The following is a 23,702-nucleotide window of genomic DNA, read 5'->3' as shown; positions in this document are numbered from 1 at the left end:
AATTATTATTTTAAATTACTATTATAATGTTGCTCAATTTTATCTACATTTTTTATTGTCTTTTTCACCCAATCAAAATATAAAATTTCTTTTTCTTTGGTTGATAATTGCCAATCTATCTTAGAATTTCGAAGTTTTGTAGTAACAGACTGTAAAATAATAGCAGCAGCCACAGAAATATTTAAACTTTCAGTAAAACCAACCATAGGTATTTTTAAAAAACCATCTGCTTGACTTTTTACAATATCTGAAACGCCTTCTGCTTCTGCTCCTAAAATAAAAGCCGTTTTTTTATTGATATCAAAATCTTGCAATAAACAAGATTCATTATGAGGTGAAGTTGCAATAAGTTGATAGCCTTTTTCTTTTAAAGCGTCCAAACAAATTTTTGTATTATCTCCATCTTCTCTATATCTATATTGATTTAACCATTTTTGAGAACCCTTGGCAACATGTCTAGAAACTGTGTTACTGTATCTATTTTCAATAGAGTGCACATCTTGAACTCCAAATATATCACAGGTTCTTACAACAGCACTTGCATTGTGTGGTTGATAAATATCTTCTAAAACCACAGTAAAATGTCGAGTTCTATTTTCTAGAACTTTTTTAAAAGTAGCTTTTCTTTTATCTGTTAGATACGCTTCAAAATACGCTAAAAGTTTTTCATCAATCATACATACAAACATAAAAATTATTATTTTTACAAGTGATGAAAAAATTAGTTGTTTTAACAGGTGCAGGTATTTCTGCAGAAAGTGGCATTAATACCTTTAGAGATGCTGATGGTTTATGGGAAGGTCATGATGTAATGGAAGTTGCTACTCCACAAGGTTTTGCTGCAAATCCTGAGCTAGTTTTAGAGTTTTACAATCAACGTAGAAGAGAATTACTAAGCGTAAAACCAAACGAAGGGCATTTAAATTTAGTGGAACTGGAAAAACATTTTGATGTTGAAATCATCACTCAAAATGTCGATAATTTGCACGAAAAAGCTGGCAGTAAAAATGTTACGCATTTGCATGGAGAACTTTTAAAGGTAAGAAGTTCTAAAGACGATTCTTTAATTTTAGATTGGACTAAAGATTTGACTTTAGGAGATTTATGCGCTAAAAAAAGCCAATTAAGACCACACATTGTTTGGTTTGGAGAAATGGTACCCATGTTAGATAAGGCTATTGAAATTACCAAAAAAGCTGATATTTTAGTAATTATTGGTACTTCTATGCAAGTATATCCTGCTGCAAGTTTGATAGATTATATAAAACCTAAAACACCTATTTATTTTATAGATCCAAAACCTCAAATCTCAGAAAATGATTTTAACGATTTAACAATCATTAAAAACATAGCAAGTTTAGGCACTAATAAATTAATAGAATTGCTGATTAAATAATTATTTAATCATATTTTTTAAATAAAATTTTTCTACTTTTTCTCTTGCCCAAGGTGTAGTTCTTAAAAATTTTAAGGAAGATTTATAGGTTGGGTTGTTTTTAAAAGCATTTATATTTAAAGAATATCCTAATTCTTCCCAACCATATTCTAAATACAATTGCTCTAACATGGTTGCTAATTTTATACCATGCAAAGGATTATTGGGTTGTTCTGTACTCATCTATAATTACGAATTTGCGATTTCTACGATTTCATCAGAGCTAAAAATGGTCTGATTGTTTTTACTTTTTGCAAGTGATTGCATACAACTTGCTATATCTTCTGGATGAATCATTTTGTATTTTTTTAAACCTCCAACAAACAGCGGGTTTAAAACGCTCATAATTCCCTTGCCAATTCTTTCTCCTAATCTAAACTCTTCACGATCGCCACCAATTAAAGAAGGTCTTAAAATGTAAGTGTTTTTAATTTTTTGCTTTAAAACATCACGTTCCATTTCGCCTTTTATTTGGCTATAAAAAGTATTACTGGTTACATCTGCCCCCATAGAAGACATTACTACAAAAGTATCAATCTTGTTTTCTTTAGCAATTTTTGCTGCTTTTACAGGAATTCCGTAATCGATTTGTTTGTATTTAGCACTGTCCTTTGTTTTAGCTGCTGTTGTACCAATGCAACAAAAAACGACATCACCAGTAAAATCTTCTTTATAATTTTCTAATTGAAATAAACTAATTAAATGCTGTTCAATTTTGTCAGATTTAATATCTACAGAACTTCTAGAAAATAATTTAATTTTTGAATATGTTGTGTCCTCAAGTAATTTTTCTAATAAAATTCCTCCTGTTAACCCTGTTGCTCCTAATACAATTGCTGTTTTACTCATTATTTATCTAAATCTGGTAATAAAAAATCGTCCAAAACAGATTTTTTAGCCATCATTTTCTCGATAGCTTCTGTAGTTCTTGGTGCTTCTGCAGACAAGTTTATAGGTCCATTTTTAGTTACTAAAATATCATCTTCAATTCTTATACCAATTCCCCACCATTTTTTATCACAAGGACTGCCATCAGGAATGTAAATTCCAGGTTCCATGGTAACAATCATATTTTCTTCAAAATTTCTATAATTTCCTGGATCGTGTACATCTAAACCAATATGATGTGACGTTCCATGAGGAAAATAATTGTGTCTTTCATCTACAGATTTTATAATCCCTAATTTATACAAACCTTCATTTACAATTTTTCTTGCTGCTACATTTGGCGCAGACATTTTTGAACCAATTGTATACAAAGCAATGCCAGCTTCTTGAGCATCATAAACAATATCATAAATTTGCTTTTGTTCTTTGGTAAACTTTCCATTTGCAGGAATTGTGCGAGTTACATCTGCTGTGTAGCCTCTATATTCTGCACCTAAATCCATCAAAACTAATTCATTACCAACTTTTGTTTGATTATTTTCTATATAATGTAAAATACAACCATTATTGCCTGCACCCACAATACTTGGGTATCCTTCATATTCTGCTCCATATTTTTTGTACACAAATTCGTGGATTCCTTGTAATTCAGTTTCAGACATGTGAGGTTTCATGGCTTTCATCACTTCAATTTGTCCAACAGCAGAAATTCTTACAGCCTTCGTTATCAATTTAACTTCAGCAGCTGTTTTAACTTCACGCATTGTAGCCATATTTGCTGATAAAAAAGTTAAGTCGATATTTGTTTTTGGTTGCAATGCCAACGTTATTTTCTGTTGATACTCTTTCTTCAAATCGTCTGTAGTTGCAGATTTGTAACCTTTAATTAATTCGTCATTATTAATTTCTGGAGATCTAATTGCCAATCTATCAATAATGTTAATCACATTTGCATTACTTTCAATTGGTGTTTCTGCTATATTATTATACACATATTTTTGCATGTTAGATAAAAATAAAGAAGGATCATAACCTGCATTTATTTTAAAATTCTTTACCAAATTAAAAATATCTGCACCACCTAAATCTCTATAATCGTCATTAAATTTTTCAATATAAACGTTGTCAAAACTTTTAAAATCGATGTTGGTTTTTAAAAACTCACTAGCATTCATAGCCATTTCAAAACCTAACTCTTTTTTGGCACCTTCAACTCCTAAACGTTTTCCATTCCATTGTTCTGCTCTTTCATCTCTTTCCTGCACGTATAAAATTTCATTATAACTAGTTCCATCTTCAGCTGTTTGATCATCAGAAAAAATAACTAAAACTCCATTTGGCTCTCTATAACCCGTTAAGTAATAAAAATTTGGGTCTTGATGAAATACATAATCTACATCATTTGCTCTATTTCTTAAAGGATTTGCAAAAACAACAGTTACAGAATTTTCAGGCATTTTAGAGCGCAGAAGTTCGCGTCTTTCTTTATGAAAATCTTTCGATAAAAAATCAGTTGGAGTTTGGGCTACAAAATTTAAACTGAATGTTATAAATAAAATGGTTAAGAATTTTAAACTTTTCATAGATAGTAGATTTCGTTTATGATTTCAAATGTACTATTATTTATTTTTTGAAATATGAATATTAACAGAATTTTAATGTGCATTTATTATGATTTTTTCAATAATTTAGCAAAAAATTAAAGAATTTATACAATGAGAAATATTGCCTTACACAAAGTTCACGAAAAATTAGGAGCAAAAATGGTGCCTTTTGCAGGTTTTAATATGCCTGTATCTTATGAAGGTGTTACTGCAGAACATTTAACTGTTAGAGAGTCTGTGGGTGTTTTTGATGTAAGTCATATGGGTGAATTTTTGGTTTCTGGAGAAAATGCGTTGGCATTAATTCAGAAAGTAACTTCTAACGATGCTTCTAAGCTTGAAATTGGTGATGCTCAATACAGCTGTTTCCCAAATGAAAAAAATGGTATTGTAGATGATTTAATTTGTTACAAAATTAAAGAAAACCAGTATTTACTTGTTGTAAATGCTTCTAATATCGAAAAAGATTGGAATTGGATTACTAAATATAATGAGGAATTTAATGCTGATTTAAAAGATATATCTGATGACTATTCTTTATTAGCAATTCAAGGTCCAAAAGCTGTAGAAGCTATGCAGTCTTTATCTTCTTTAGATTTGGCAGACATTCCTTTTTATAAATTTAAAGTTGGTGATTTTGCAGGTTTTGAACATGTTATCATTTCTGCAACTGGCTATACTGGTTCTGGAGGATTTGAAATTTACTGTAAAAATAGCGAAGTTGAACAAATTTGGAACAGAATATTTTTAGCTGGAGCCGATTTTGGGATCAAACCAATTGGTTTGGCTGCAAGAGATACCTTACGTTTAGAAATGGGTTATTGTTTATATGGTAATGATATTGATGATACAACATCACCAATTGAAGCTGGTTTAGGTTGGATAACAAAATTTACAAAAGATTTTGTAAATCATGAAAATTTAGCACAGCAAAAAGCAGATAAACCTTCAAGAAAATTAGTTGCTTTTGTGTTGGATGAAAGAGGAATTCCAAGACAAGGTTATGATATTGTTGATGCCACTGGAACTGCTATTGGAACTGTAACTTCTGGAACCATGAGCCCTTGTTTGCAAAAAGGAATTGGAATGGGTTATGTACCAACAGAACTTGCTAAATTAGGAACTCAAATTTATATTCAAGTTCGTAAAAATGCAATTCCTGCAACTGTTGTAAAATTGCCTTTTTATAAAGGATAAACTTACTATTTGGACTCTTTAACACAAATTGTTTTAGGTGCTGCTGTTGGTGAAGCTGTTTTAGGAAAAAAAATTGGGAATAAAGCCATGTTGTATGGAGCAATTGCTGGTACAATTCCTGATTTAGATGTAATTTCTTCCTTTTTTACAGATACAGTTTCTGCATTAGAAATTCATAGAGGTTTTACACATTCTATTTTTTTCTCTTTAGTTTTTGCACCAATATTCGCTTTTTTAACAACAAAATTCGAAACCTATAAATACCCAAAAGAATGGTTTTGGCTATTCTTCTGGGCGTTTATAACGCACCCAATTTTAGATGCGCAAACCACTTGGGGAACTCAATTTTTTTGGCCTTTGGATATTCGTTTGGCTTTTAAAAATGTGTTTGTAATAGACCCTTTATACACAATTCCGTTTTTGGTTTTTCTGATTTTGGCAATGTTTCAAAAAAGAAATACTAAAAAAAGAAAACTTTATAATAATTTAGGCTTAATTGTTAGTAGCTCTTATTTGGTAATTACTTTAATTTTAAAAGGTTTTGCCTATCAAACATTTAATAAGGAATTAGCAAATCAAAATATCGCTTTTAAAGAATTAAATACAAAACCTACGCCACTAAATACCATTTTATGGAGTGCAAATATTGAAACTGAAAATTCTTTTTTAATTGGTTATTCGTCTTTTTTTGATAAAAATCCTATTTACTTTTCTGAATATCCTAAAAATCATGAATTGATGGGAGAATTAAAAAATCATCCAAAAATGCAACGAATGATTGCTATTTCTAAAGGTTGGTATACCATCAACAGAAAAAATGATGTGTTGTATTTTAATGATTTACGGTTTGGTTCTCTAAGCATTCAACCAAATGCAACAAATTTTGTTTTTAAATATAAAATTGAAATTGATAAAAACGGAACCCCTTTTTTTATTGAAGAAACTAAAGAAAAGCGAGATGGGAAAAAGCTTTTATCTGAATTATGGACAAGAATTAAAGGAAACTAGAAACTATAATTAATAAATTTTTTATAAACTTTTAATTTGATAAAACTTTTGCTTTTGAATCTTTAGTTTTATTTATTTTATCTATCAAATTATTCATCAATACAAAAAATATAAAAAAAGCAGCCATTAAAACTGAATATTCAACAAATTGAACTGCTAAAGATTTTATAAGAACTAAGTTAAAAGATTGTAAAATCATAATTTTAAATATTAAAGTTACTCAAATGTAATTTTAAAACTTCTTTCAGTTGGCTATTATTATTCGAATGGTAGGTATTTATCGTTAAACGGTTTTAAAAATTAGATTTAGTTATTTTGATTTTCTTGAAATTTATAAAATATTTGATTATCACACAGAAAAAAATCGTTTAAAACAATATAGCTTTAAACGATTTTCTTTGTATCAATTTTAAAAAAACTTTTACGTTAATTTCTAAATTTATTTCTTGTGATAATGGTTTTCAATCTTGATTTTAAATCTTGCCCAGCATCATAAATCATTTGTTCATTTGTTGGGAAAGGAACTACTTTTAAGGCAATTAAGTCTAAAAAAGACGATTCTAAAGCTCTTTTATCTCCTCTGTAATTTGCATACATATGCTGAAAGGCAAACTCACTTGCAATTGGATAGGTTTGAATGGTTTGTTTGGAGTTTAAATCTACATACTTTACTTGACCAGTAACTTTAGCCGTTTTAAACTGTGTAAATTGATAAATTTCACAACGAACATTCACCATTTTATCAACCTTAATTTTGTTGCCATCTTTATCCAAAACTTGGTTTCCTTTATCATCTAAAAGATAGGTAAAACCATCTGCAACTTGCCTTTCTCTCACCAATTCCTTTTCTCTAACTTGTTCTGGCGAAACTTGAATATTTCTTAAATTTAGTTCTAAACCAAAATCATACTTGATATTTGGATCTTTTGCTCCATGATACATTGTCCACAAATCATTTAAACCATAGGTGTCAAAATTTAGTAAATCTTCTTCTAATCTTTTAGGAATTACTTTATCAGTTTCATTTTTCATAGAAACAAACACATAATCTACACCTCTTTCATGAGCTATATTCATTAAATTACGAACATCTTTAAAGTTAGGATTTACCTTATCTAAATACTCTAAATCGTCATATGCAGTTCTATAATCGAACTTATTATCAGCTGTAAAAAGCTTTTTTGCTTTTGCATATAAATAATCTGACAATTGATTTTTATTCGCTATAATTTCGTCATCATAATTAGCAAATTGAAAACTAGCATTTTTATTTTGATCTAAAATTGGCAATGGTAACAAAGGTTTTATAACCTCTTGTCTGTTTTTTAAATCGTTATAAAGACTGTAAATGCTTTCTATATTTTGTGGATTGTTATCCTTTTTCAAGAAATTAATTCGGTCTAAATCTCTTAATCTTGCTTTGTTAAAAGCCTCTTGAAGCATTAAAACATAAGGTTGATTTCCTTTTTTAGTTTTATTCTTTTTTAAATTTTCGATAGCAATATCAATAGCTGTATCATAATTTCCATTGCTAATTGCTTGCTGCGTTTTCTTTACGGAACTACAGGAGATCAATAAAAATAAGCTGGCTGTAAAAAGTAGTGTTTTTTTCATAATTAGGTTGGTTTAAATTGATAAAGCAATGTGTGTGCCAGAAATTATTTTAAGATTAGATGTGTAATTTTGTGTCTATTTTTTTGCCACGAATTCACGAATTACAATGTAATGTAAAAAAAATAATTTCACTAATATTTTAAAATCTTTCGGATTTTTTATTAGTGAAATTATTATTAAATTTTAAAGTTGATAAATTCGTGAATTCGTGGCTAATATTTGAATTAAATCAGCTTTAAATATTTTCTTGATAAAGATACTGAAGCAAGTTCAACATTTAAATTTCTAAAGAAATTTAAACATTAAATCTAAAGTGCATTACATCACCATCTTTTACAATATATTCTTTACCTTCTACTCTCATTTTTCCAGCTTCTTTAACTTTAGCTTCAGAACCAAATGCCACATAATCATCGTAAGCAATAGTTTCTGCTCTAATAAAACCTTTTTCAAAATCGGTATGAATTACACCTGCAGCTTGTGGTGCAGTGGAACCAATAGGAATTGTCCAAGCTCTTACTTCTTTTACACCCGCTGTAAAATACGTTTGTAAATTTAATAATTTATACGCAGATCTCACCAATCTAGACACACCAGCTTCTTCCAAACCAATATCAGCTAAAAACATTTGGCGCTCTTCATAATCGTCTAATTCTGTAATATCTGCTTCTGTTCCAACTGCTAAAACAATCACTTCAGCATTTTCATCTTTTACAGCTTCTCTAACTTTTTCTACATACGCATTTCCAGAAACAGCAGAATTTTCATCAACATTACACACATACAAAACTGGTTTTGCAGTAATAAATTGTAAAGGTTGTACAAATTCCATTTCTTTTTCATTAAAATCGATAGCTCTTACAGAAACACCTTTTAACAATGTTTCCTGTATTTTTAGTAAAACTACCAATTCTGCTTGCGCTTCTTTATTTCCTGTTTTTGCAGTTCTTTTTACACGTTCTAAACGCTTTTCAACAGTCTCTAAATCTTTTAATTGTAATTCAATATCAATAGTTTCTTTATCTCTAACAGGATCTATTGAATTATCAACATGAATAATATTATCATTATCAAAACAACGTACTACATGTAAAATTGCGTCTGTTTCTCTAATATTTGCCAAAAATTGATTTCCCAAACCTTCGCCTTTGCTTGCACCTTTTACCAAACCTGCAATATCTACAATCTCTACAGTTGCTGGTAGAACTCTTTCAGGATTCACCAATTCTTCTAATTTTTGCAAACGTGTATCTGGCACATTTACAACTCCCAAATTAGGTTCAATAGTACAAAAAGGAAAGTTCGCACTTTGCGCTTTTGCGTTTGATAAACAATTAAATAAAGTCGATTTTCCTACGTTTGGTAATCCTACAATTCCAGCTTTCATTTTCTTTGATATTTAGATAAAAAATGCAAGAATCACTACTTGATTTTTGCGAGTGCAAATATAGTTTTTTTAAAAATAAAAAAATCCGAATTAATTTGACAATTTTTTGGAATTATTACTTTGGTTGAATTATTCAAAAACGTTTATAACAATAAGAATTAACTTAATTTAAGTTAACACTTCTTAAAATTCTGAAAATAGATGTATAATAGTTTGTTAAACTTAAAATAGTTGTAGTTTCAAGTTTTGAATTTTTTTCTACTTTTCCCAAAAATTAACCAACTATGCTTAAAAAATTACCTTTTGTTTTTCTTTTTTTCTTCGGATGTTTTTCTCTGATTTCTCAAACGATTACTGGAAAAGTAGTAGATAATGTTTCTTTAGAACCGATACAAAATGTTGCAATTATTACAAATTTAAACAGAGGGAGTACGTCTAATATTGATGGCGAATTTATTATTCAAAGTAAAGGTTTAGAAACAATTACTTTTTCAAGTTTAGGCTATGTAACCTTAACTATAAATTTCGATGAATTTAAAAAACTGAAGTATACTGTTCTTTTAGTTGAAAAAGTTAATGAGTTAGACGAAATTCAGTTGAATTTAGCTAAAATTTCTTTAGATTCTATTATTTTAAAAACTCAAAAAAGCATGAAAGAAAATTTTGTTTCAGGAGCTTTAAATAGTAATTTTTATGTAAAAGAAAATAGTTTTATCAACTTTAAAAAATTGGACTTAAATTTAGATAAAAGCACATTATTAAGCAGAAAAAAGAGAAAAATAGCTGAAAAAGAATTGACAGATTATGCAAACAATTTAAAAAATAGTGATCCTAATTTTTCCAATGAATTTTATGGAAATATCAAAACCAAAAAATTATTTATAGAAAAAACAAAAAAGTTTCAAAATATCGATAAAATAGATACTGTACAAGGTTACAAATCGATGCAAAACAGAAAAAAAATTACGATTGAAGATGCTCAAAACGATTTACAAAGTATTGTTTTAAAACACCTTAATAAAAATGAAACCTACAAAGTAAGTACTGGCTTGTTTCCTATTGAAGATTCACTTTCTATAAAAGAAGTAATTAATGAAACAGATTCTTTAAACCTTGAAAATACTTTTAATGAAAACTTTGCTTTAAGTGGATTTAATACCTCTAAATATAAAGGTAGTTTTTTTAATTCTCAAAGGCAACAAAATTTTTTAAGTCAAAAATATTACGAACATACTTTAGAGACAAACGCCATTTTAGGATCAAAAATGATGTATGTTTTAAACTTTGAACCCAGAAAATCAAAATCTAAATACAGTGGAAAAATTTTTATTAATCCTACAGATTTTACCATTGCAAAAATAGATTATCAATTTGCTGATGGAAAAAGGGGGCAGAATGTAAATTTAAAATGGTTGCTAGGTATTAAAGTTTCTGAAGATATAAATACAATAACTTTATTTTATGAAAAAAATGAGGAAAATAAAGTTTATGTTTCTTATTACAAAGAAATTAGAGGAACGTATGCATACGTACACAGACCTATAAAATTCAAAGAAAATTCGCGCACAAAAAATAAAGTAAAGTTTGATATAAAGATTGAATTAGATACCAAAGAAACTACAGAAGTACTAATTACAAATGTATTTAGTATAGAAGCTCAAGAAACAAAACCTGTAACAAAAGATAGCCCACTAAAAAGATTTGAGTATATTACTAATGAAGCTTACAATAAATCAGCTTGGAAAAACAAACAATTAATTGCTGAGTATCTTAAAAAATGGGACTAAAAAAACCTCGAAATTAATCGAGGTTTTACAAACTTTTAAATGATTTTCAAGAAATTAAAAATCCTAAATATTATTTTTTTTATTGCTTTAAGGCATTTACTAAATCATGAAACAAAAGAATTAATCATTGTGCATAAACTTCTGTTTCGCCAATAATTCTTCTTCAGTTTCAACATTGTCATCATCTGGCACACAACAATCTACAGGACAAACTGCAGCACATTGTGGCTCTTCATGAAAACCTTTACATTCTGTACATTTATCTGCAACAATAAAATAAATTTCATCAGAAACTGGTTCTTGATCTTCGTCTGCATTTTTGGTTTTACCATTTGGTAACACTACATTTCCTTTCAAATCTGTTCCATCAGAATATTTCCAATCGTCTGCACCTTCGTAAATTGCTGTATTAGGACATTCTGGTTCACATGCCCCACAATTTATACACTCATCTGTTATAATAATTGCCATAATTTTCTTTTCTGTTTTTGTACCTTTGCTTTTGCAAAAATAAAGCCAAAATAATAGACAACCAAATAAATGATTAGTATTCAGAATAGAATTTTAGCATTTTCAAAATTAGGGCATTTTTTAAGTCAATTTAAAACAGCTGGTTTTGAGAAAAAGGAGAGTGTTGTAGATAACATTCTTTTTTTTGAAGGTTTTAAACATCAAATAAAATTAGCGCAAGAAAAAAACTCTTGGTTTACAAAAGATAACATTCTATTTTCTTTAGAAAGCTGGTCTAATGCACTAACAGAAAACAACTTAAAAAACTTTGTTGGTGAAATAAATGTTGAAAATACTTCTTCTAAAAAAGTAGCAGTTATTATGGCTGGCAACATTCCTTTGGTTGGTTTTCACGATTTTTTATCGGTCTTAATTTCTGGACATGCTGTAGTTGTTAAACAATCATCTAATGATAAACATTTACTGCCTTTTTTAGCAAAATTTTTGGAATATGTAGAACCCGGTTTTAAAGGCAAAATTACATTTACTGAAGAAAAATTAACCGATTTTGAAGCTGTTATTGCAACAGGAAGCAACAATACTGCTCGTTATTTTGATTATTACTTTAAAGATAAACCAAACATTATCAGAAAAAGTAGAAATTCTGTAGCTGTGATTACTGATAAAGTCACAGATAAAGATTTTGAAAAACTGTCTCAAGATGTTTTTCAATACTTTGGTTTGGGTTGCAGATCTGTTTCAAAACTGTATGTGCCAAAAGATTTTGATTTCAATCCCTTTTTCAATGGAATGTTCTCAAAAAAAGACATCATTAACAATGCAAAATACGCCAATAATTACGATTATAATAAGGCTGTATATTTAATGAGTGAATTCGATTTGTTAGAAAATGGTTTTTTAATGATTAAGGAAGATGAAAGTTACTCCTCTCCTATTGCTACCGTTTTTTATGAATATTATGACAATGAAATCGACTTAAAAATAAAATTACATCAAGATAAAGAAAAAATACAGTGTATTGTTGCCAAAGATTTTTTAGAAAATGAAGTTGCTTTTGGGCAAACGCAACATCCGAAGTTAACAGATTATGCTGATGGCGTAAATACTTTGGAGTTTTTATCTAAAATATAAATGTGAAGAGGGCAAAGGTTTTTCGCAAAGTTTGCAAAGAATTGCGCTGAAAATAAATTGGCCACGAATTCACAAATTAAAAATAATTGTGTGGTTTTTTAAAATTCCACAAATTATTATTTAAAAAAAAAAAAATTGAGACAAAGTTTTTACTCAAAACTTTGAATCTTAAAACATTAAATTTTGAACCTAATAGTAGTATGAAAAAACATAATTTTAGTGCTGGGCCTTGTATTTTACCACAAGAGGTTTTGCAAAAAGCATCAGATGCTATTCTAAATTTTAATGATGATAATTTATCGTTAATCGAAATTTCGCACAGAAGCAAACCTTTTGTTGAAGTGATAGAAAAAGCACGCTCTTTAGCTTTAGAATTGTTAGGTTTAGAAAATAAAGGATATCAAGCCATTTTTTTACAAGGTGGTGCAAGTATGGAATTTTTAATGGTTGCTTACAATTTATTAAATAAAAAAGCAGCGTATTTAAACACAGGAACTTGGTCTGACAAAGCCATAAAAGAAGCAAAAGCTTTTGGTGAAGTTGTGGAAGTAGCTTCCTCAAAAGACAAAGGTTTTAATTATATTCCTAAAGGATATTCAATTCCAAAGGATGCAGATTATTTTCACTGTACAAGCAACAATACAGTTGCAGGAACACAAATGAAATCGTTTCCAGAAACAAATGTTTCTTTGATTTGCGATATGAGTTCAGATATTTTTTCTCGTCAATTAGATTTTGAGAAGTTCGATTTAATTTATGCTGGAGCTCAAAAAAACATGGGGCCTGCAGGAACTACTTTAGTAATTATCAAAGAAGAAATTTTAGGAAAAGTAGAAAGACATATTCCTTCTATGTTAAACTATCAAATTCATATTAAAAGCGATAGCATGTACAATACACCATCAGTTTTTGCTGTGTATGTTTCTATGCTAACATTACAATGGTTAAAAGATTTAGGTGGCATTCCATTTATTGAAGAAGTAAACAATAAAAAAGCAGAACTCTTATATGCTGAAATTGATAGAAATCCTCTTTTTAAAGGAATTGTAGCCAAAGAAGATAGAAGTATTATGAATGCAACTTTTGTGTTAACAGATGAATCTTTAACAGAAAAGTTTGACAAAATGTTGAAAGAAGCAGGAATAAATGGATTAAATGGACACAGAAGTGTTGGTGGTTATAGAGCAAGCATGTACAATGCTTTGCCACTTTATAGTGTGCAAGCTTTGGTAGATGTAATGAAAGCTTTAAAATAAAGAATTCAAGGTTTAAAATTTAATATTCAAAATTTAGAGTATGAACCAAACCTTGAACTATAAATTATAAATTTTGAATTGAATTAAGAATGAAAATATTAGCAAACGACGGATTATCAAAAAGCGGAATCGAAGCTTTAGAAAAAGGAGGTTTTGAAGTACTAAATGTAAAAGTTGCTCAAAATCAACTAGAAAATTATATAAATGATAACAATATAGATGCAATTATTGTTAAAAGTTTAACCGAAGTTAGAGACGATTTAATTGATGAATGCCCGTCTTTAAAATTAATTGCTTTTGCAGGTGTTGGTATGGATACTATTGATGTAGAGTATGCAATTGATAAAGGTTTACATGTAATAAATGCTCCAGAAGCTTCAACAGTTTCTGTTGCAGAAATGGTATTTGCACATTTATTTGGAATGGTACGATTTTTACATTCTGCCAACAGAGAAATGCCTTTAGAAGGAGATTCTAGATTTAGAGAATTAAAAAAAACGTATTCTGAAGGAACAGAATTACGTGGCAAAAAATTAGGAATTATTGGTTTTGGCAGCATTGGTCAAGAAGTTGCAAAAATTGCCATCGGAATTGGAATGGAAGTAATTGCTATTGATGATAATATTACTTCTGAAAGCATCACTTTAAACTTTTTTAATGGTCAAAAAATCAATTTTAATATTGATATGAGCACCAAAGAAGAATTATTAAAAGAAGCTGATTTTATTACAATTCATATTCCTGAGCAAGAAGGGTATGTTATAGATACTGATGAAATAGAAAAAATGAAAGATGGAGTTGGAATTATAAATACCTCTAGAGGTAGTAATTTAAATGAAGTTGCATTAATTACGGCTATTGAAAATGGAAAAGTACAATTTGCTGGTTTAGATGTTTTTGAAAGCGAACCAAATCCAGAAATTCAACTATTAATGAATCCTGATTTATCTTTATCTCCACATATTGGTGCAGGAACTTTAGAAGCAGAAGAAAGAGTTGGTTTAGAAATTGCAAAACAAATTATAGAATTATTGAGATAGTCTTTTTTTTATAAAAATATTAAAAAACTAAAATTGTAAACTGCATACCAAATCTGCAACCTGAATAGTAAAACATGGCCATAATTAAACCTTTTAAAGCAGTTAGAGCAAGTAGAGATAAAGTTGCTTTGGTTTCTTCCAAATCTTATGAAACCTATACTCCTGCTGAATTAGGTGCAAAACTAGATTTTAATCCTTACACTTTTTTACATGTTGTAAATCCTGATTATAAATATTTACAAGAAGTTTCTACAGAAAAAAGATTTCAATTAGTACAAAGCAGATATGCAGATTTTAAAAGGAACAAAATTTTTAATCAAGATACCATTCCTGGTTTTTATATTTACGAAAGAAGCGATGCTACCAATACTTTTTGTGGCATTATTGGAGCTACAAGTATTGATGATTACAAGAATAATTTGATTAAAAAACACGAAGGAACAATCCATAAAAGAGAACGTCTTTTTGAAAAATATTTAAAAATAATTGGTTTTAATGCAGAACCTGTTTTGTTAACGTTTAGAGATGATGAAACACTTGAGGAAATCATCAATAAAGAAAAAGCAAAAAACCCTGAGTATGAGTTTTCTACAACCGATAAAATGTTGCATAAACTTTGGGTTGTAAATGATGAGAATATCACTCAAAAAATTACAAAAGCGTTTGCCAAAATAGAGGCTTTGTATATTGCTGATGGGCATCATAGAACTGCATCATCTGCTTTGTTAGCTAAAGAATTAGCTTCAGAAAACGAAAATCATACTGGTTCTGAAGCGTATAACTATTTTATGAGTTATTTAATTCCAGAATCACAATTAAAAATCTCTGAGTTTAATCGATTTGTAAAAGATTTAAATGGCTTATCTGTAGAGGAATTTTTAGAGAAATTAAGTGTTCATTTTGTTATTCAAAATCGTGGACAATTGATTTATTTTCCAGATAAAAAACATCATTTTAGTATGTATTTAAATGGTGAGTTTTATTCTTTATATTTTAAAGAAGATAATTACACTTTTACGAATGCTTTGAGTAAATTAGATTCAGAAATATTATTTAGAACTGTTTTAGAACCAATTTTAGGGGTTAAAGATTTAACGAATAATGACAGAGTTGGCCATTCTGATAATAAAAAAGATGTAATTTCCATCAAAACAAAAGTAGATGCTGGTTTTTATACGATTGGTTTTAGTATGATGCCTGTAACAATTTTTGAATTGAAAGAAATTGCGGATGCAAATTTAAAAATGCCTCCAAAAACAACGTATATTCAGCCAAAATTAAGAAGTGGTTTAACTGTTTATGAGTTTTAAATTTTATCTTTTAAAAAATCAGTCTAAAAAAAAAGTTGAAAATATAGTTTATGTATTTTTAAATAAAAGTTTCTCATTATTTAGATTGATGAATATCAGCTTAAAAAATTATCAAAATGATTAAAGAAAATATACAAGAATTTAAATCGAAAATACCAGAAAATGTAACGCTTGTTGCAGTTTCTAAAACCAAACCTATTGAAGATTTACAAGAAGCTTATAATGCTGGTCAGCGTATTTTAGGCGAAAATAAAATTCAAGAAATGGTGGATAAATATGATGCTTTACCTAAAGACATTCAATGGCACATGATTGGCCATTTACAGAGTAATAAGGTAAAATATATGGCACATTTTGTCGATTTAATTCACGGAGTCGATAAATTTAAAACCTTAAAAGTCATCAACAAAGAAGCTAAAAAACATGATCGAAATATTAAAGTTTTGTTACAAGCTAAAATTGCTAAGGAAGATTCTAAATTCGGACTTTCTTTTGATGAAATTGATGCAATTTTAACATCCGAAGAAATAGCAACTTTACAAAATATTAAAGTGGTTGGTTTTATGGGAATGGCCACATTTACTGATGATAAAGATCAGCTGAATGAAGAGTTTTCATCCCTTAAAAACTTTTTCGATTTACAAAAACAAAAAACAGAAGCAGCCAATTGCCAGCTTGAAGTTTTATCAATGGGAATGAGTGGAGATTACCAATTGGCAATCGAAAACGGAAGTACCATGATTCGAGTTGGAAGTTCTATATTTGGTAGTCGTTAATATTATCAGTAAATTTCACAAAAAAAAGAAAAAAATTGTACGCTATACTAGATATTGAAACCACTGGAGGTAAATTTAATGAAGAAGGAATTACCGAAATTGCAATACATAAATTTGATGGACATGAAGTTGTAGACACGTTTATATCCCTCATAAATCCTGAAAAACCCATTCAAGAATTTGTAGTAAGACTTACTGGCATTAACAACAAAATGTTGCAAAATGCACCAAAATTTTACGAAGTTGCCAAAAGAATTGTAGAGATTACAAAAGGCTGCATAATTGTAGCTCATAATTCTGCATTTGATTATAGAATTTTAAGAACCGAATTCGAAAGATTAGGGTATGATTTTGAGAGAAATACATTGTGTACAGTAGAATTAAGTCAGCAACTTATTTTAGACCAACCTTCATATAGCTTAGGCAAATTAACCAAAGCATTGGGAATTCCTATAACAGAAAGGCACAGAGCAAATGGTGATGCTTTGGCTACCATACAATTGTTTAAATTATTGTTGGCAAAAGATACTCAAAAAACTATTTTTCAAAGCTCCATTAAATATTTTGATAGAAGGCTCGAAAAAGAGAAACTAAAGAATTTAATTGATGAAATTCCGAGTGTTTTAGGTATTTTTTATGTACATGATACCAATGGAAAAGTTATTTTTATTGGAAAAGGAAAAAATATAAAAGCAGAGATAAACAACTTGTTTATCAAAACCACAAGAAGGGCTGTAAAAATTCAAGAAAGAGCAACTTCTGTTTCTTTTAACAAAACAGGTAACGAGCTATTTACTCGTTTAAAATATTATTTAGAATTAGAAGATATTTCACCTAAATTCAACTTTAAAAAGAGTTTTAAAATTAATGAAGAAAATTTTAATAACGATAATTTTATAATTGTTGAAAAAGGGAGAGAAGTTGAAGAAAATGCAATTATATTAATCGAAAATAACGTTGTTACTAGCTATGGTTATACAAATTTAGCATTTCAAGAAAATAATGCTGAAATCCTAAAATCAGTATTAACAACTATTAATTATAAAGAAATTGCTAAATCGATTGTAAAAAATTACTTGAATAGAAATAGTGTGAAAAAAATAGTCCGTTTTTAAATATGAAAAAAAAAATTTTACTCCTAACATTATTATTTAGTGCTACCTTTTTAAATTCTCAAGTAGAAAAATCATCAAAAATGGGTCAAACCAGTTTAGATGAATTAGCAATGACAGTTTATGATAAAGACTCAACAGCAACAGCAGTAGTGTTATATGAACATGCCAATATTTATTTAGACAAAAAAAATGGTTTTAATACAAGAACAGATTTTTATTATCGAATAAAAATTTTAGATCAAAAAGCTTTTGATTTAGCGAATGTTGTAATTAATTCTTATAAGAAAGAAAAAATAATAGACTTAAAAGCGATAACGTATAATATATCTGAAAACGGTAAAATACAAACTACTAATTTAAATGACAATACCATTTTTAAAGTAGAAGAATCAGAAGCTTGGACTGCTCATAAATTTACATTTCCGAATATAAAAGTTGGGAGTGTTTTAGAGTATTCCTACAGTAAAATTTCTCCATATTCTGGTATTGATGATTGGTATTTTCAATCTGATATTCCCAAAATTAAAAGCGAATTTGATGCAGCTATTTTAGGAAATTATAAATATAATATTAGAATTATTGGTTATTTAAATTTAGATAAAGACGAACCTTCTATAAACAAAAAATGTATTTACATTGATGGTTTGTTAGGTGATGCTGCCTGTGCAATATACTCTTATGGAATGTATGATGTACCTGCCTTTAAAGAAGAAGATTTTATGTTAAGTAAGAAAAACTACGTTTCTCGATTAACTTTTGATTTAAAATCTTATACAAGTCCTAGAGGTAAAACAGAAAGATATACCACTACTTGGAAAGAAGCTGATAAAAAATTAAAAGATATATTTTTTAATAATCAAACCAGTAAAAAAGGCTTTTTTAAAAGAAGAATTCCAGAAGACATTTTAGCCATAGAAAATCAATTAGAAAAAGCTAAAAGTATTTATACATTTATTCAAAACCATTATTCTTGGAATGAAAAGTATTGGAATAGTGAAGATGAAAAAGTAAAAGATGCTTTTGAAGATAGATCAGGTAGTGCAGGTGAAATTAATTTATCTTTATTCAATGCTTTAGAAGCTGCAGATATAGAGGCAGAATTGGTAATACTTTCTACAAGAAATCACGGTTTACCAACTACATTGTATCCAGTAATTTTCGATTTTAATTATGTAGTTATAAAAACCACAATTAATGGCAAAGAATATTATTTAGATGCAACAGATAAATTTTCGCCTTTTGGGCAAGTTCCTTTAAGAACTTTAAATGGACAAGCTAGGGTTATAAATTTTAAAAAAGAAAGTAATTGGGTAGTTTTACAACCAAAAACAAAATCATCTATAAATACATCAGCCAAATTAAAATTAAATGAAAATGGCAATTTTGTTGGTAATCTACTCACAAGAAGAATTGGTTATATAGCTCAAAACCAAAGAGAAAAGCTAAGTATTTTAGGCAAAAACAATTACATTAAAGAATTTGAAGAAGATAATTCTAATATAGAAGTAGACAGCTATGAGGTTCATTTTAAAGATAATTTAGAAAAACCTTTACAAGAAATATTTGAAGTAACAATCTTTATGAATGATGAGTTGACTCAAAAAGCAAGAATTAATCCTTTTTTCTTTAATCGATTAAAAGAAAATCCGTTTAAACTTAAAGAAAGAAATTATCCTGTAGATTTTGGTTTTGCAAAAAGTAGTACTTTTACACTTAGTTTAGAAGTTCCTGATACTTATAAGGTTACCCAATTACCAGAACAAATGGCTATTTCGTTACCAAATAATAGTGGTACTTTTTTACTAAAAACAGTTAATAAAGGCAATGTTGTAAATGTAATTACACGTTTTAGTTTAAATAAAAAAACATATTCTTCTGAAGAATATTTTTCTTTAAAAGAATTTTTTAAACGAATTGTGATTGCAGAAAGTTCGTACATAATTATAGAAAAAAAATAAAATTATACTAAAAATTTACCCTATTTTTGTTCGAATAGATGAAAGACCAAACAGAATTAATTTTACAGTTTCAGCAAAAGGACGTAAAAGCCTATGAAAAACTTTACAGTTTCTATTGTAACAGTATTTCTGGTGTTGTAAATAACATTGTTAAAAATGATGATGTAGCTCAAGAAATTACGCAAGACGTCTTTATTAAAGCATGGAACAAAGCAGATACTTATTCTGCAAAAAAAGGTCGTTTTTTTACGTGGTTATTAAATATTGCTAGAAACGCAGCAATAGATTATACACGATCTAAAAAATTTAAACAGTCTAAACAAAACCTAAGTGCAGATTTTTTCGTAGATATATTGGAAAGCAGTTCTAGTTTAGATAGCGAAACAAATACAATTGGTTTAAAAGAGTTTGTAACCAAATTAGGCGAAACCTGTAAATCTGTAATTGAATTACTATATTTTAAAGGATTTACACAAAAAGAAGCATCTGAAGAATTGAATATTCCATTAGGAACCATAAAAACAAGAAATAGGTCTTGCATTGGTGAATTAAGAACAATGTTAGGCGTTTAAAAAATGAATACAAAAGACTACATAGCAACTGGAATTTTAGAACTGTATATAGCAGGCTCCCTTTCTGAAAAAGAAAATGAGGAAGTACACGCTGCAATTCAACAAAATCCAGAATTATTAGCAGAAGTAGAATCTATAGAAAAGGCAATTGTACAATTAACGGCTGCTACAAAAAGAGATGCTTCTTATTCATTTGAAAATATAAGGCATAAATTAAAAGTTGATGAAACGAAAGTAATTTCAATAGCAAAACCACAATCGAATTGGAAACAATATGTTGGTTGGGCAGCTGCTTTTATATTAGGTTCAACTTTAATTTTATCTGTACTTCAAAATAATAAATTAAAAGAACAATTGGCCTCTGAAAATTTTGAAAAAGAACTTTTAGAAGCTCAAATAGACAGTGCTTCTACCAATTTAGCTTCTGCAGAAAAACTGATTACAATTTTTAGAGATAAAGATATTATTTCAGTTCCTTTAGGTGGCCAAGCAGTTTCACCAGGTGCTTATGCAAAAGTGTATTGGGATAAAAAAACGCAATCTATTTATTTAGATGCCAAAGGTTTACCTGAACCTCCAAAAGGAAAAGTGTATCAAGTTTGGTCTTTAACTTTAGACCCTTTAACACCAACAAGTTTAGGAACTTTAGATTCTTTTACAGCGGATACCAACAAAATATTTACCATTACAAATGCAAACCAATCAGAAGCATTTGGTATTACTTTAGAGCCTGCAGGTGGTAGTATCTCTCCTACTCTAGAGCAACTGTATACTTTAGGGGCAGTTTCTTCTTAAAGTTTACATTTTATTTACTTAATTTATAATTTATCCAATTAAAAAAAACAAGTAAGCAACAAAAGTTTGTGTATCCTATTTGTTTTTTATGGGATATTTGTAAGATAAGTTACTAGATAACGAGTTGTAACCAATTTGAGAAATGACCCAGAACAAATACATATTCTCGTTTTTATTGATTCTGACAATAACAAATTTGTTTAGTCAGTACGAAGAGGCTATAATTAGTTTTGAAACAATGCACTTAAAAGGACAACAAATAGTATTTAACATAAATGGACGAACAATTGTGCCTGACAAGACAAAGCACAATATAAAAATTCATAAAATGGATTTTGACACTTTAATATGTTCAAAAAATGGCAAACAAATTAGCGTGAGTGCTTTGAAATTTAAAGAAAATACCGAATATATAATTAGTATAAATCCTTGTAGTTTCTATGATGTTAGACCAGTAAACAAGCCTTTAAAAGGAGTTGTTCGATATAATTATATTTCTTCAAAAAAGGACAGTATAAATGCTGAATTGGATTTTTATTCTGAAAAAATCATTTCTGGAAAAGAGACAAATTATTATGCCTTTATTCCTTCAGCAATGTGTACTTATGGAAAAAAGAAAATTGCATTAACGGACTCAAAAATGGAAAACGAAATAAGCTCGATTTATTTTCATTTCTTACATGGTGAGAAATTGACTTTTATCTATGATACAGAAAGAAAAAAACATAGCCTGATTTTGGATGGATATATTAAAAAAGAGGATACATATCCAATTATGAAAACTATTAATTAAAAAAACTAGTTGCCACCATTCATATTTAACAAATAGTATTTAAAACAGTTTTAACCTTTATTTGTATTCTAATTTTAAAAAAATAGAAATTGTGGGTTTAATAGGTAACAAACAAGTTTAGCCCTGATTGAAATGGCATCCTTTTTAATGGCCTTAAAATAGCATATTTGTTCATTTCAAAAAATTACAACATCTAACAGAATAAGTTTTATTTGTTAAGAAACAATTAAAAAGATATAATGGAAAGCAGGAAATAGCTTCCAACAAAAATTAAAAGGTTTAATATCAAGATTACTTTGTTCCTTATAAAAACCTTAAAACTACTCTTCCTCGTCCGAATTATTTTTTCTAGGTTTAATTTTACGAGAACCTTCATACAAATCGTATCTAACAAATTTACAGTCTAAATCTCCGTTTTTAAGCGCCAATCTTTTTGAAGTTCGCAAACCTACAGATTTCAAAGCATCTGTATCTGAAGTTATTAACCAAGCAGTAGAACCAGGGTAATTGTGTTTTAAAGTATCGCCAATTTTTTTGTAAAATTCTTGAACATCAATATTTAAACGTTCTCCATAAGGTGGATTGAACAAAATGGTGGTATTTCCAAAAACTTCTTTGGTAGAATTGAAAAAGTTGACATGATGTACCCCAATAAATTCATCTAAATTGGCACTTTCTACATTTGCCTTGGCTTTTTGAACAGCAGATGGTGCTTTGTCAAAGCCCATAATTTTAAAATGAGAAGAACGAATTTTCTTTAATAAAGATTCTTGAATGGTAAAGTATAAATCTTCATCATAATCTTTCCACTGCTCAAAAGCAAACAATTTTCTGTTGATGTTTGCTGGAATATTATTAGCAATCATGGCAGCTTCAATTAAAATTGTACCTGAACCACACATGGGGTCAATAAAATTTTCATCTCCTGTATAGCCTGATAGTAAAACCATTCCTGCAGCCAAAACTTCGTTAATTGGTGCAATATTCGTAGCTGTTCTGTAACCACGTTTGTGCAAAGAATCTCCAGAAGAATCCAAAGAAACCGTTAACCAATCTTTTTGAATATGAATGTGGATTTTAACATCTGGGTATTTTAAATCTACATTCGGTCTTTTATGATATTTATGTCTAAAATAATCTGCAATTGCATCTTTAGATTTTAAAGATATATAATGCGAATTCGATGTAAAATTTTTAGAATTCACAACAGCTCCAATTGCAAAGGTGCCTTCTGCATCTAAAAAGTTTTCCCATTTAATTTTTTGGATAGATTCGTATAAATCTTCTTCATCGTAAATTTTACAAACTTTTATAGGTTTTAAAATTCGAACAGCAGTTCTTAAAGCTATATTTGCTTTATACATAAAACCTTTATCTCCCCTAAAAGAAACACTTCTTACAGCTTCTTTAACATCTTGAGCGCCTAAATTTTTCAGTTCTTCTGCCAAAACACCTTCTAAACCAAAAAGTGTTGTTGCTGTCATTTTAAAATCTTTATCCATAGTGCAAAGTTACTATTATAAGTTGAAAGTAAGAAAAAGGAAGTTTGAAGAAACAAAAAATTG

The 23,702-nt window shown here is 28.7% G+C and carries 23 protein-coding genes; 14 read left to right on the top strand and 9 right to left on the bottom strand.

The genetic code is table 11. The features are described from left to right. Positions 1-5: 5 nt before the first annotated feature. Positions 6-677: an RNA methyltransferase gene (locus tag P161_RS0114565; RefSeq protein ID WP_026777657.1), complete on the bottom strand. Its 672-nt coding sequence runs from the start codon at positions 675-677 to the stop codon at positions 6-8. Positions 678-712: 35 nt separating this feature from the next. Between P161_RS0114565 and P161_RS0114560 the strand changes: the two genes are divergently transcribed. Then, positions 713-1,396, top strand: a complete 684-nt coding sequence (locus P161_RS0114560; protein WP_026777656.1) for an NAD-dependent deacylase — start codon at positions 713-715, stop codon at positions 1,394-1,396. Here the strand turns inward: P161_RS0114560 and P161_RS0114555 are convergent, their stop codons facing one another. The 3 genes from P161_RS0114555 to P161_RS0114545 are packed head-to-tail and all read right to left on the bottom strand — an operon-like array spanning position 1,397 to position 3,906. Next, positions 1,397-1,618 (bottom strand): VF530 family DNA-binding protein, encoded by a 222-nt coding sequence (locus tag P161_RS0114555; RefSeq protein WP_026777655.1) that lies wholly within the window; start codon positions 1,616-1,618, stop codon positions 1,397-1,399. Positions 1,619-1,624: 6 nt separating this feature from the next. Then, positions 1,625-2,284: an NAD(P)H-binding protein gene (locus tag P161_RS0114550; protein ID WP_026777654.1), complete on the bottom strand. Its 660-nt coding sequence runs from the start codon at positions 2,282-2,284 to the stop codon at positions 1,625-1,627. Continuing rightward, a complete protein-coding gene (locus P161_RS0114545; RefSeq protein ID WP_026777653.1) occupies positions 2,284-3,906 on the bottom strand; it encodes an aminopeptidase P family protein in 1,623 nt (540 codons plus the stop codon). The genes P161_RS0114550 and P161_RS0114545 overlap by 1 nt, the downstream gene beginning before the upstream one ends. 132 nt (positions 3,907-4,038) lie before the next feature. Here P161_RS0114545 and gcvT point away from each other — a divergent pair, with 132 nt between their 5' ends. Both gcvT and P161_RS0114535 read left to right on the top strand, forming a co-directional pair. Then, positions 4,039-5,124, top strand: a complete 1,086-nt coding sequence (gene gcvT / locus P161_RS0114540; protein WP_026777652.1) for a glycine cleavage system aminomethyltransferase GcvT — start codon at positions 4,039-4,041, stop codon at positions 5,122-5,124. A gap of 9 nt (positions 5,125-5,133) precedes the next feature. Next, positions 5,134-6,132: a metal-dependent hydrolase gene (locus P161_RS0114535; protein WP_026777651.1), complete on the top strand. Its 999-nt coding sequence runs from the start codon at positions 5,134-5,136 to the stop codon at positions 6,130-6,132. A 31-nt stretch (positions 6,133-6,163) separates the two neighbouring features. Here the strand turns inward: P161_RS0114535 and P161_RS19550 are convergent, their stop codons facing one another. The 3 genes from P161_RS19550 to ychF all read right to left on the bottom strand — a co-directional run bounded on the left by P161_RS19550 (position 6,164) and on the right by ychF (position 9,133). Next, on the bottom strand, positions 6,164-6,331 hold the full coding sequence (locus P161_RS19550; RefSeq protein ID WP_155810474.1) for a hypothetical protein: 168 nt from the start codon (positions 6,329-6,331) through the stop codon (positions 6,164-6,166). A gap of 227 nt (positions 6,332-6,558) precedes the next feature. Beyond that, positions 6,559-7,746: a hypothetical protein gene (locus P161_RS0114525; RefSeq protein ID WP_026777650.1), complete on the bottom strand. Its 1,188-nt coding sequence runs from the start codon at positions 7,744-7,746 to the stop codon at positions 6,559-6,561. A 295-nt stretch (positions 7,747-8,041) separates the two neighbouring features. Then, entirely contained in the window at positions 8,042-9,133 is a 1,092-nt protein-coding gene (ychF, locus tag P161_RS0114520) for a redox-regulated ATPase YchF (protein WP_026777649.1), read from the bottom strand. A 284-nt stretch (positions 9,134-9,417) separates the two neighbouring features. Here ychF and P161_RS0114510 point away from each other — a divergent pair, with 284 nt between their 5' ends. Next, complete coding sequence (locus tag P161_RS0114510) at positions 9,418-10,920, top strand: carboxypeptidase-like regulatory domain-containing protein (protein ID WP_026777648.1); 1,503 nt, start codon at positions 9,418-9,420, stop codon at positions 10,918-10,920. A 120-nt stretch (positions 10,921-11,040) separates the two neighbouring features. Here the strand turns inward: P161_RS0114510 and P161_RS0114505 are convergent, their stop codons facing one another. Continuing rightward, a complete protein-coding gene (locus tag P161_RS0114505; protein ID WP_026777647.1) occupies positions 11,041-11,391 on the bottom strand; it encodes a 4Fe-4S dicluster domain-containing protein in 351 nt (116 codons plus the stop codon). Positions 11,392-11,460: 69 nt separating this feature from the next. On the opposite strand from P161_RS0114505, the gene P161_RS0114500 reads away from it, so the two are divergent. The 10 genes from P161_RS0114500 (at position 11,461) to P161_RS0114455 (ending at position 22,137) form a co-directional block, all read left to right on the top strand. Next, entirely contained in the window at positions 11,461-12,522 is a 1,062-nt protein-coding gene (locus P161_RS0114500; protein WP_026777646.1) for an acyl-CoA reductase, read from the top strand. A gap of 200 nt (positions 12,523-12,722) precedes the next feature. After that, a complete protein-coding gene (serC, locus tag P161_RS0114495; RefSeq protein WP_026777645.1) occupies positions 12,723-13,778 on the top strand; it encodes a 3-phosphoserine/phosphohydroxythreonine transaminase in 1,056 nt (351 codons plus the stop codon). 89 nt (positions 13,779-13,867) lie between these two features. After that, positions 13,868-14,818: a D-2-hydroxyacid dehydrogenase gene (locus P161_RS0114490; RefSeq protein WP_026777644.1), complete on the top strand. Its 951-nt coding sequence runs from the start codon at positions 13,868-13,870 to the stop codon at positions 14,816-14,818. 74 nt (positions 14,819-14,892) lie between these two features. Next, on the top strand, positions 14,893-16,128 hold the full coding sequence (locus P161_RS0114485) for a DUF1015 domain-containing protein (RefSeq protein WP_026777643.1): 1,236 nt from the start codon (positions 14,893-14,895) through the stop codon (positions 16,126-16,128). A gap of 116 nt (positions 16,129-16,244) precedes the next feature. Then, the gene (locus P161_RS0114480) at positions 16,245-16,904 is read left to right on the top strand and encodes a YggS family pyridoxal phosphate-dependent enzyme (protein ID WP_026777642.1); all 660 of its coding nucleotides are present in this window, start codon (positions 16,245-16,247) and stop codon (positions 16,902-16,904) included. 35 nt (positions 16,905-16,939) lie between these two features. After that, complete coding sequence (locus P161_RS0114475) at positions 16,940-18,019, top strand: exonuclease domain-containing protein (RefSeq protein ID WP_026777641.1); 1,080 nt, start codon at positions 16,940-16,942, stop codon at positions 18,017-18,019. 2 nt (positions 18,020-18,021) lie between these two features. Continuing rightward, positions 18,022-19,977 (top strand): DUF3857 domain-containing protein, encoded by a 1,956-nt coding sequence (locus tag P161_RS0114470; protein WP_051605765.1) that lies wholly within the window; start codon positions 18,022-18,024, stop codon positions 19,975-19,977. A 38-nt stretch (positions 19,978-20,015) separates the two neighbouring features. Then, positions 20,016-20,549 (top strand): RNA polymerase sigma factor, encoded by a 534-nt coding sequence (locus P161_RS0114465; protein ID WP_026777639.1) that lies wholly within the window; start codon positions 20,016-20,018, stop codon positions 20,547-20,549. Positions 20,550-20,552: 3 nt separating this feature from the next. Next, positions 20,553-21,344 carry an anti-sigma factor gene (locus tag P161_RS0114460; RefSeq protein ID WP_026777638.1) on the top strand — a complete coding sequence of 264 codons (792 nt, stop codon included), beginning with the start codon at positions 20,553-20,555 and terminating at the stop codon, positions 21,342-21,344. Between the two features lie 238 nt (positions 21,345-21,582). Next, positions 21,583-22,137 (top strand): hypothetical protein, encoded by a 555-nt coding sequence (locus tag P161_RS0114455; RefSeq protein WP_155810473.1) that lies wholly within the window; start codon positions 21,583-21,585, stop codon positions 22,135-22,137. 320 nt (positions 22,138-22,457) lie between these two features. Here the strand turns inward: P161_RS0114455 and P161_RS0114450 are convergent, their stop codons facing one another. After that, positions 22,458-23,639 (bottom strand): class I SAM-dependent RNA methyltransferase, encoded by a 1,182-nt coding sequence (locus tag P161_RS0114450; protein WP_026777636.1) that lies wholly within the window; start codon positions 23,637-23,639, stop codon positions 22,458-22,460. Positions 23,640-23,702: the final 63 nt, after the last annotated feature.

It is taken from the genome of Polaribacter sp. Hel_I_88 (genome assembly GCF_000687935.1).
In the GTDB taxonomy this organism is placed as follows: domain Bacteria; phylum Bacteroidota; class Bacteroidia; order Flavobacteriales; family Flavobacteriaceae; genus Polaribacter.
The sequence above is the reverse complement of the archived record's forward strand: the minus strand, read 5'-3'. Positions and strand labels throughout refer to the sequence as shown.

Coding starts and splice junctions, on each gene's coding strand:
- P161_RS0114565 (WP_026777657.1), bottom strand. CDS start 677: ATGATTGATGAAAAACTTTTAGCGTATTTTGAAGCGTATCTAACAGAT.
- P161_RS0114560 (WP_026777656.1), top strand. CDS start 713: ATGAAAAAATTAGTTGTTTTAACAGGTGCAGGTATTTCTGCAGAAAGT.
- P161_RS0114555 (WP_026777655.1), bottom strand. CDS start 1,618: ATGAGTACAGAACAACCCAATAATCCTTTGCATGGTATAAAATTAGCA.
- P161_RS0114550 (WP_026777654.1), bottom strand. CDS start 2,284: ATGAGTAAAACAGCAATTGTATTAGGAGCAACAGGGTTAACAGGAGGA.
- P161_RS0114545 (WP_026777653.1), bottom strand. CDS start 3,906: ATGAAAAGTTTAAAATTCTTAACCATTTTATTTATAACATTCAGTTTA.
- gcvT (WP_026777652.1), top strand. CDS start 4,039: ATGAGAAATATTGCCTTACACAAAGTTCACGAAAAATTAGGAGCAAAA.
- P161_RS19550 (WP_155810474.1), bottom strand. CDS start 6,331: ATGATTTTACAATCTTTTAACTTAGTTCTTATAAAATCTTTAGCAGTT.
- P161_RS0114525 (WP_026777650.1), bottom strand. CDS start 7,746: ATGAAAAAAACACTACTTTTTACAGCCAGCTTATTTTTATTGATCTCC.
- ychF (WP_026777649.1), bottom strand. CDS start 9,133: ATGAAAGCTGGAATTGTAGGATTACCAAACGTAGGAAAATCGACTTTA.
- P161_RS0114510 (WP_026777648.1), top strand. CDS start 9,418: ATGCTTAAAAAATTACCTTTTGTTTTTCTTTTTTTCTTCGGATGTTTT.
- P161_RS0114505 (WP_026777647.1), bottom strand. CDS start 11,391: ATGGCAATTATTATAACAGATGAGTGTATAAATTGTGGGGCATGTGAA.
- P161_RS0114500 (WP_026777646.1), top strand. CDS start 11,461: ATGATTAGTATTCAGAATAGAATTTTAGCATTTTCAAAATTAGGGCAT.
- serC (WP_026777645.1), top strand. CDS start 12,723: ATGAAAAAACATAATTTTAGTGCTGGGCCTTGTATTTTACCACAAGAG.
- P161_RS0114490 (WP_026777644.1), top strand. CDS start 13,868: ATGAAAATATTAGCAAACGACGGATTATCAAAAAGCGGAATCGAAGCT.
- P161_RS0114485 (WP_026777643.1), top strand. CDS start 14,893: ATGGCCATAATTAAACCTTTTAAAGCAGTTAGAGCAAGTAGAGATAAA.
- P161_RS0114480 (WP_026777642.1), top strand. CDS start 16,245: ATGATTAAAGAAAATATACAAGAATTTAAATCGAAAATACCAGAAAAT.
- P161_RS0114470 (WP_051605765.1), top strand. CDS start 18,022: ATGAAAAAAAAAATTTTACTCCTAACATTATTATTTAGTGCTACCTTT.
- P161_RS0114465 (WP_026777639.1), top strand. CDS start 20,016: ATGAAAGACCAAACAGAATTAATTTTACAGTTTCAGCAAAAGGACGTA.
- P161_RS0114460 (WP_026777638.1), top strand. CDS start 20,553: ATGAATACAAAAGACTACATAGCAACTGGAATTTTAGAACTGTATATA.
- P161_RS0114455 (WP_155810473.1), top strand. CDS start 21,583: ATGCACTTAAAAGGACAACAAATAGTATTTAACATAAATGGACGAACA.
- P161_RS0114450 (WP_026777636.1), bottom strand. CDS start 23,639: ATGGATAAAGATTTTAAAATGACAGCAACAACACTTTTTGGTTTAGAA.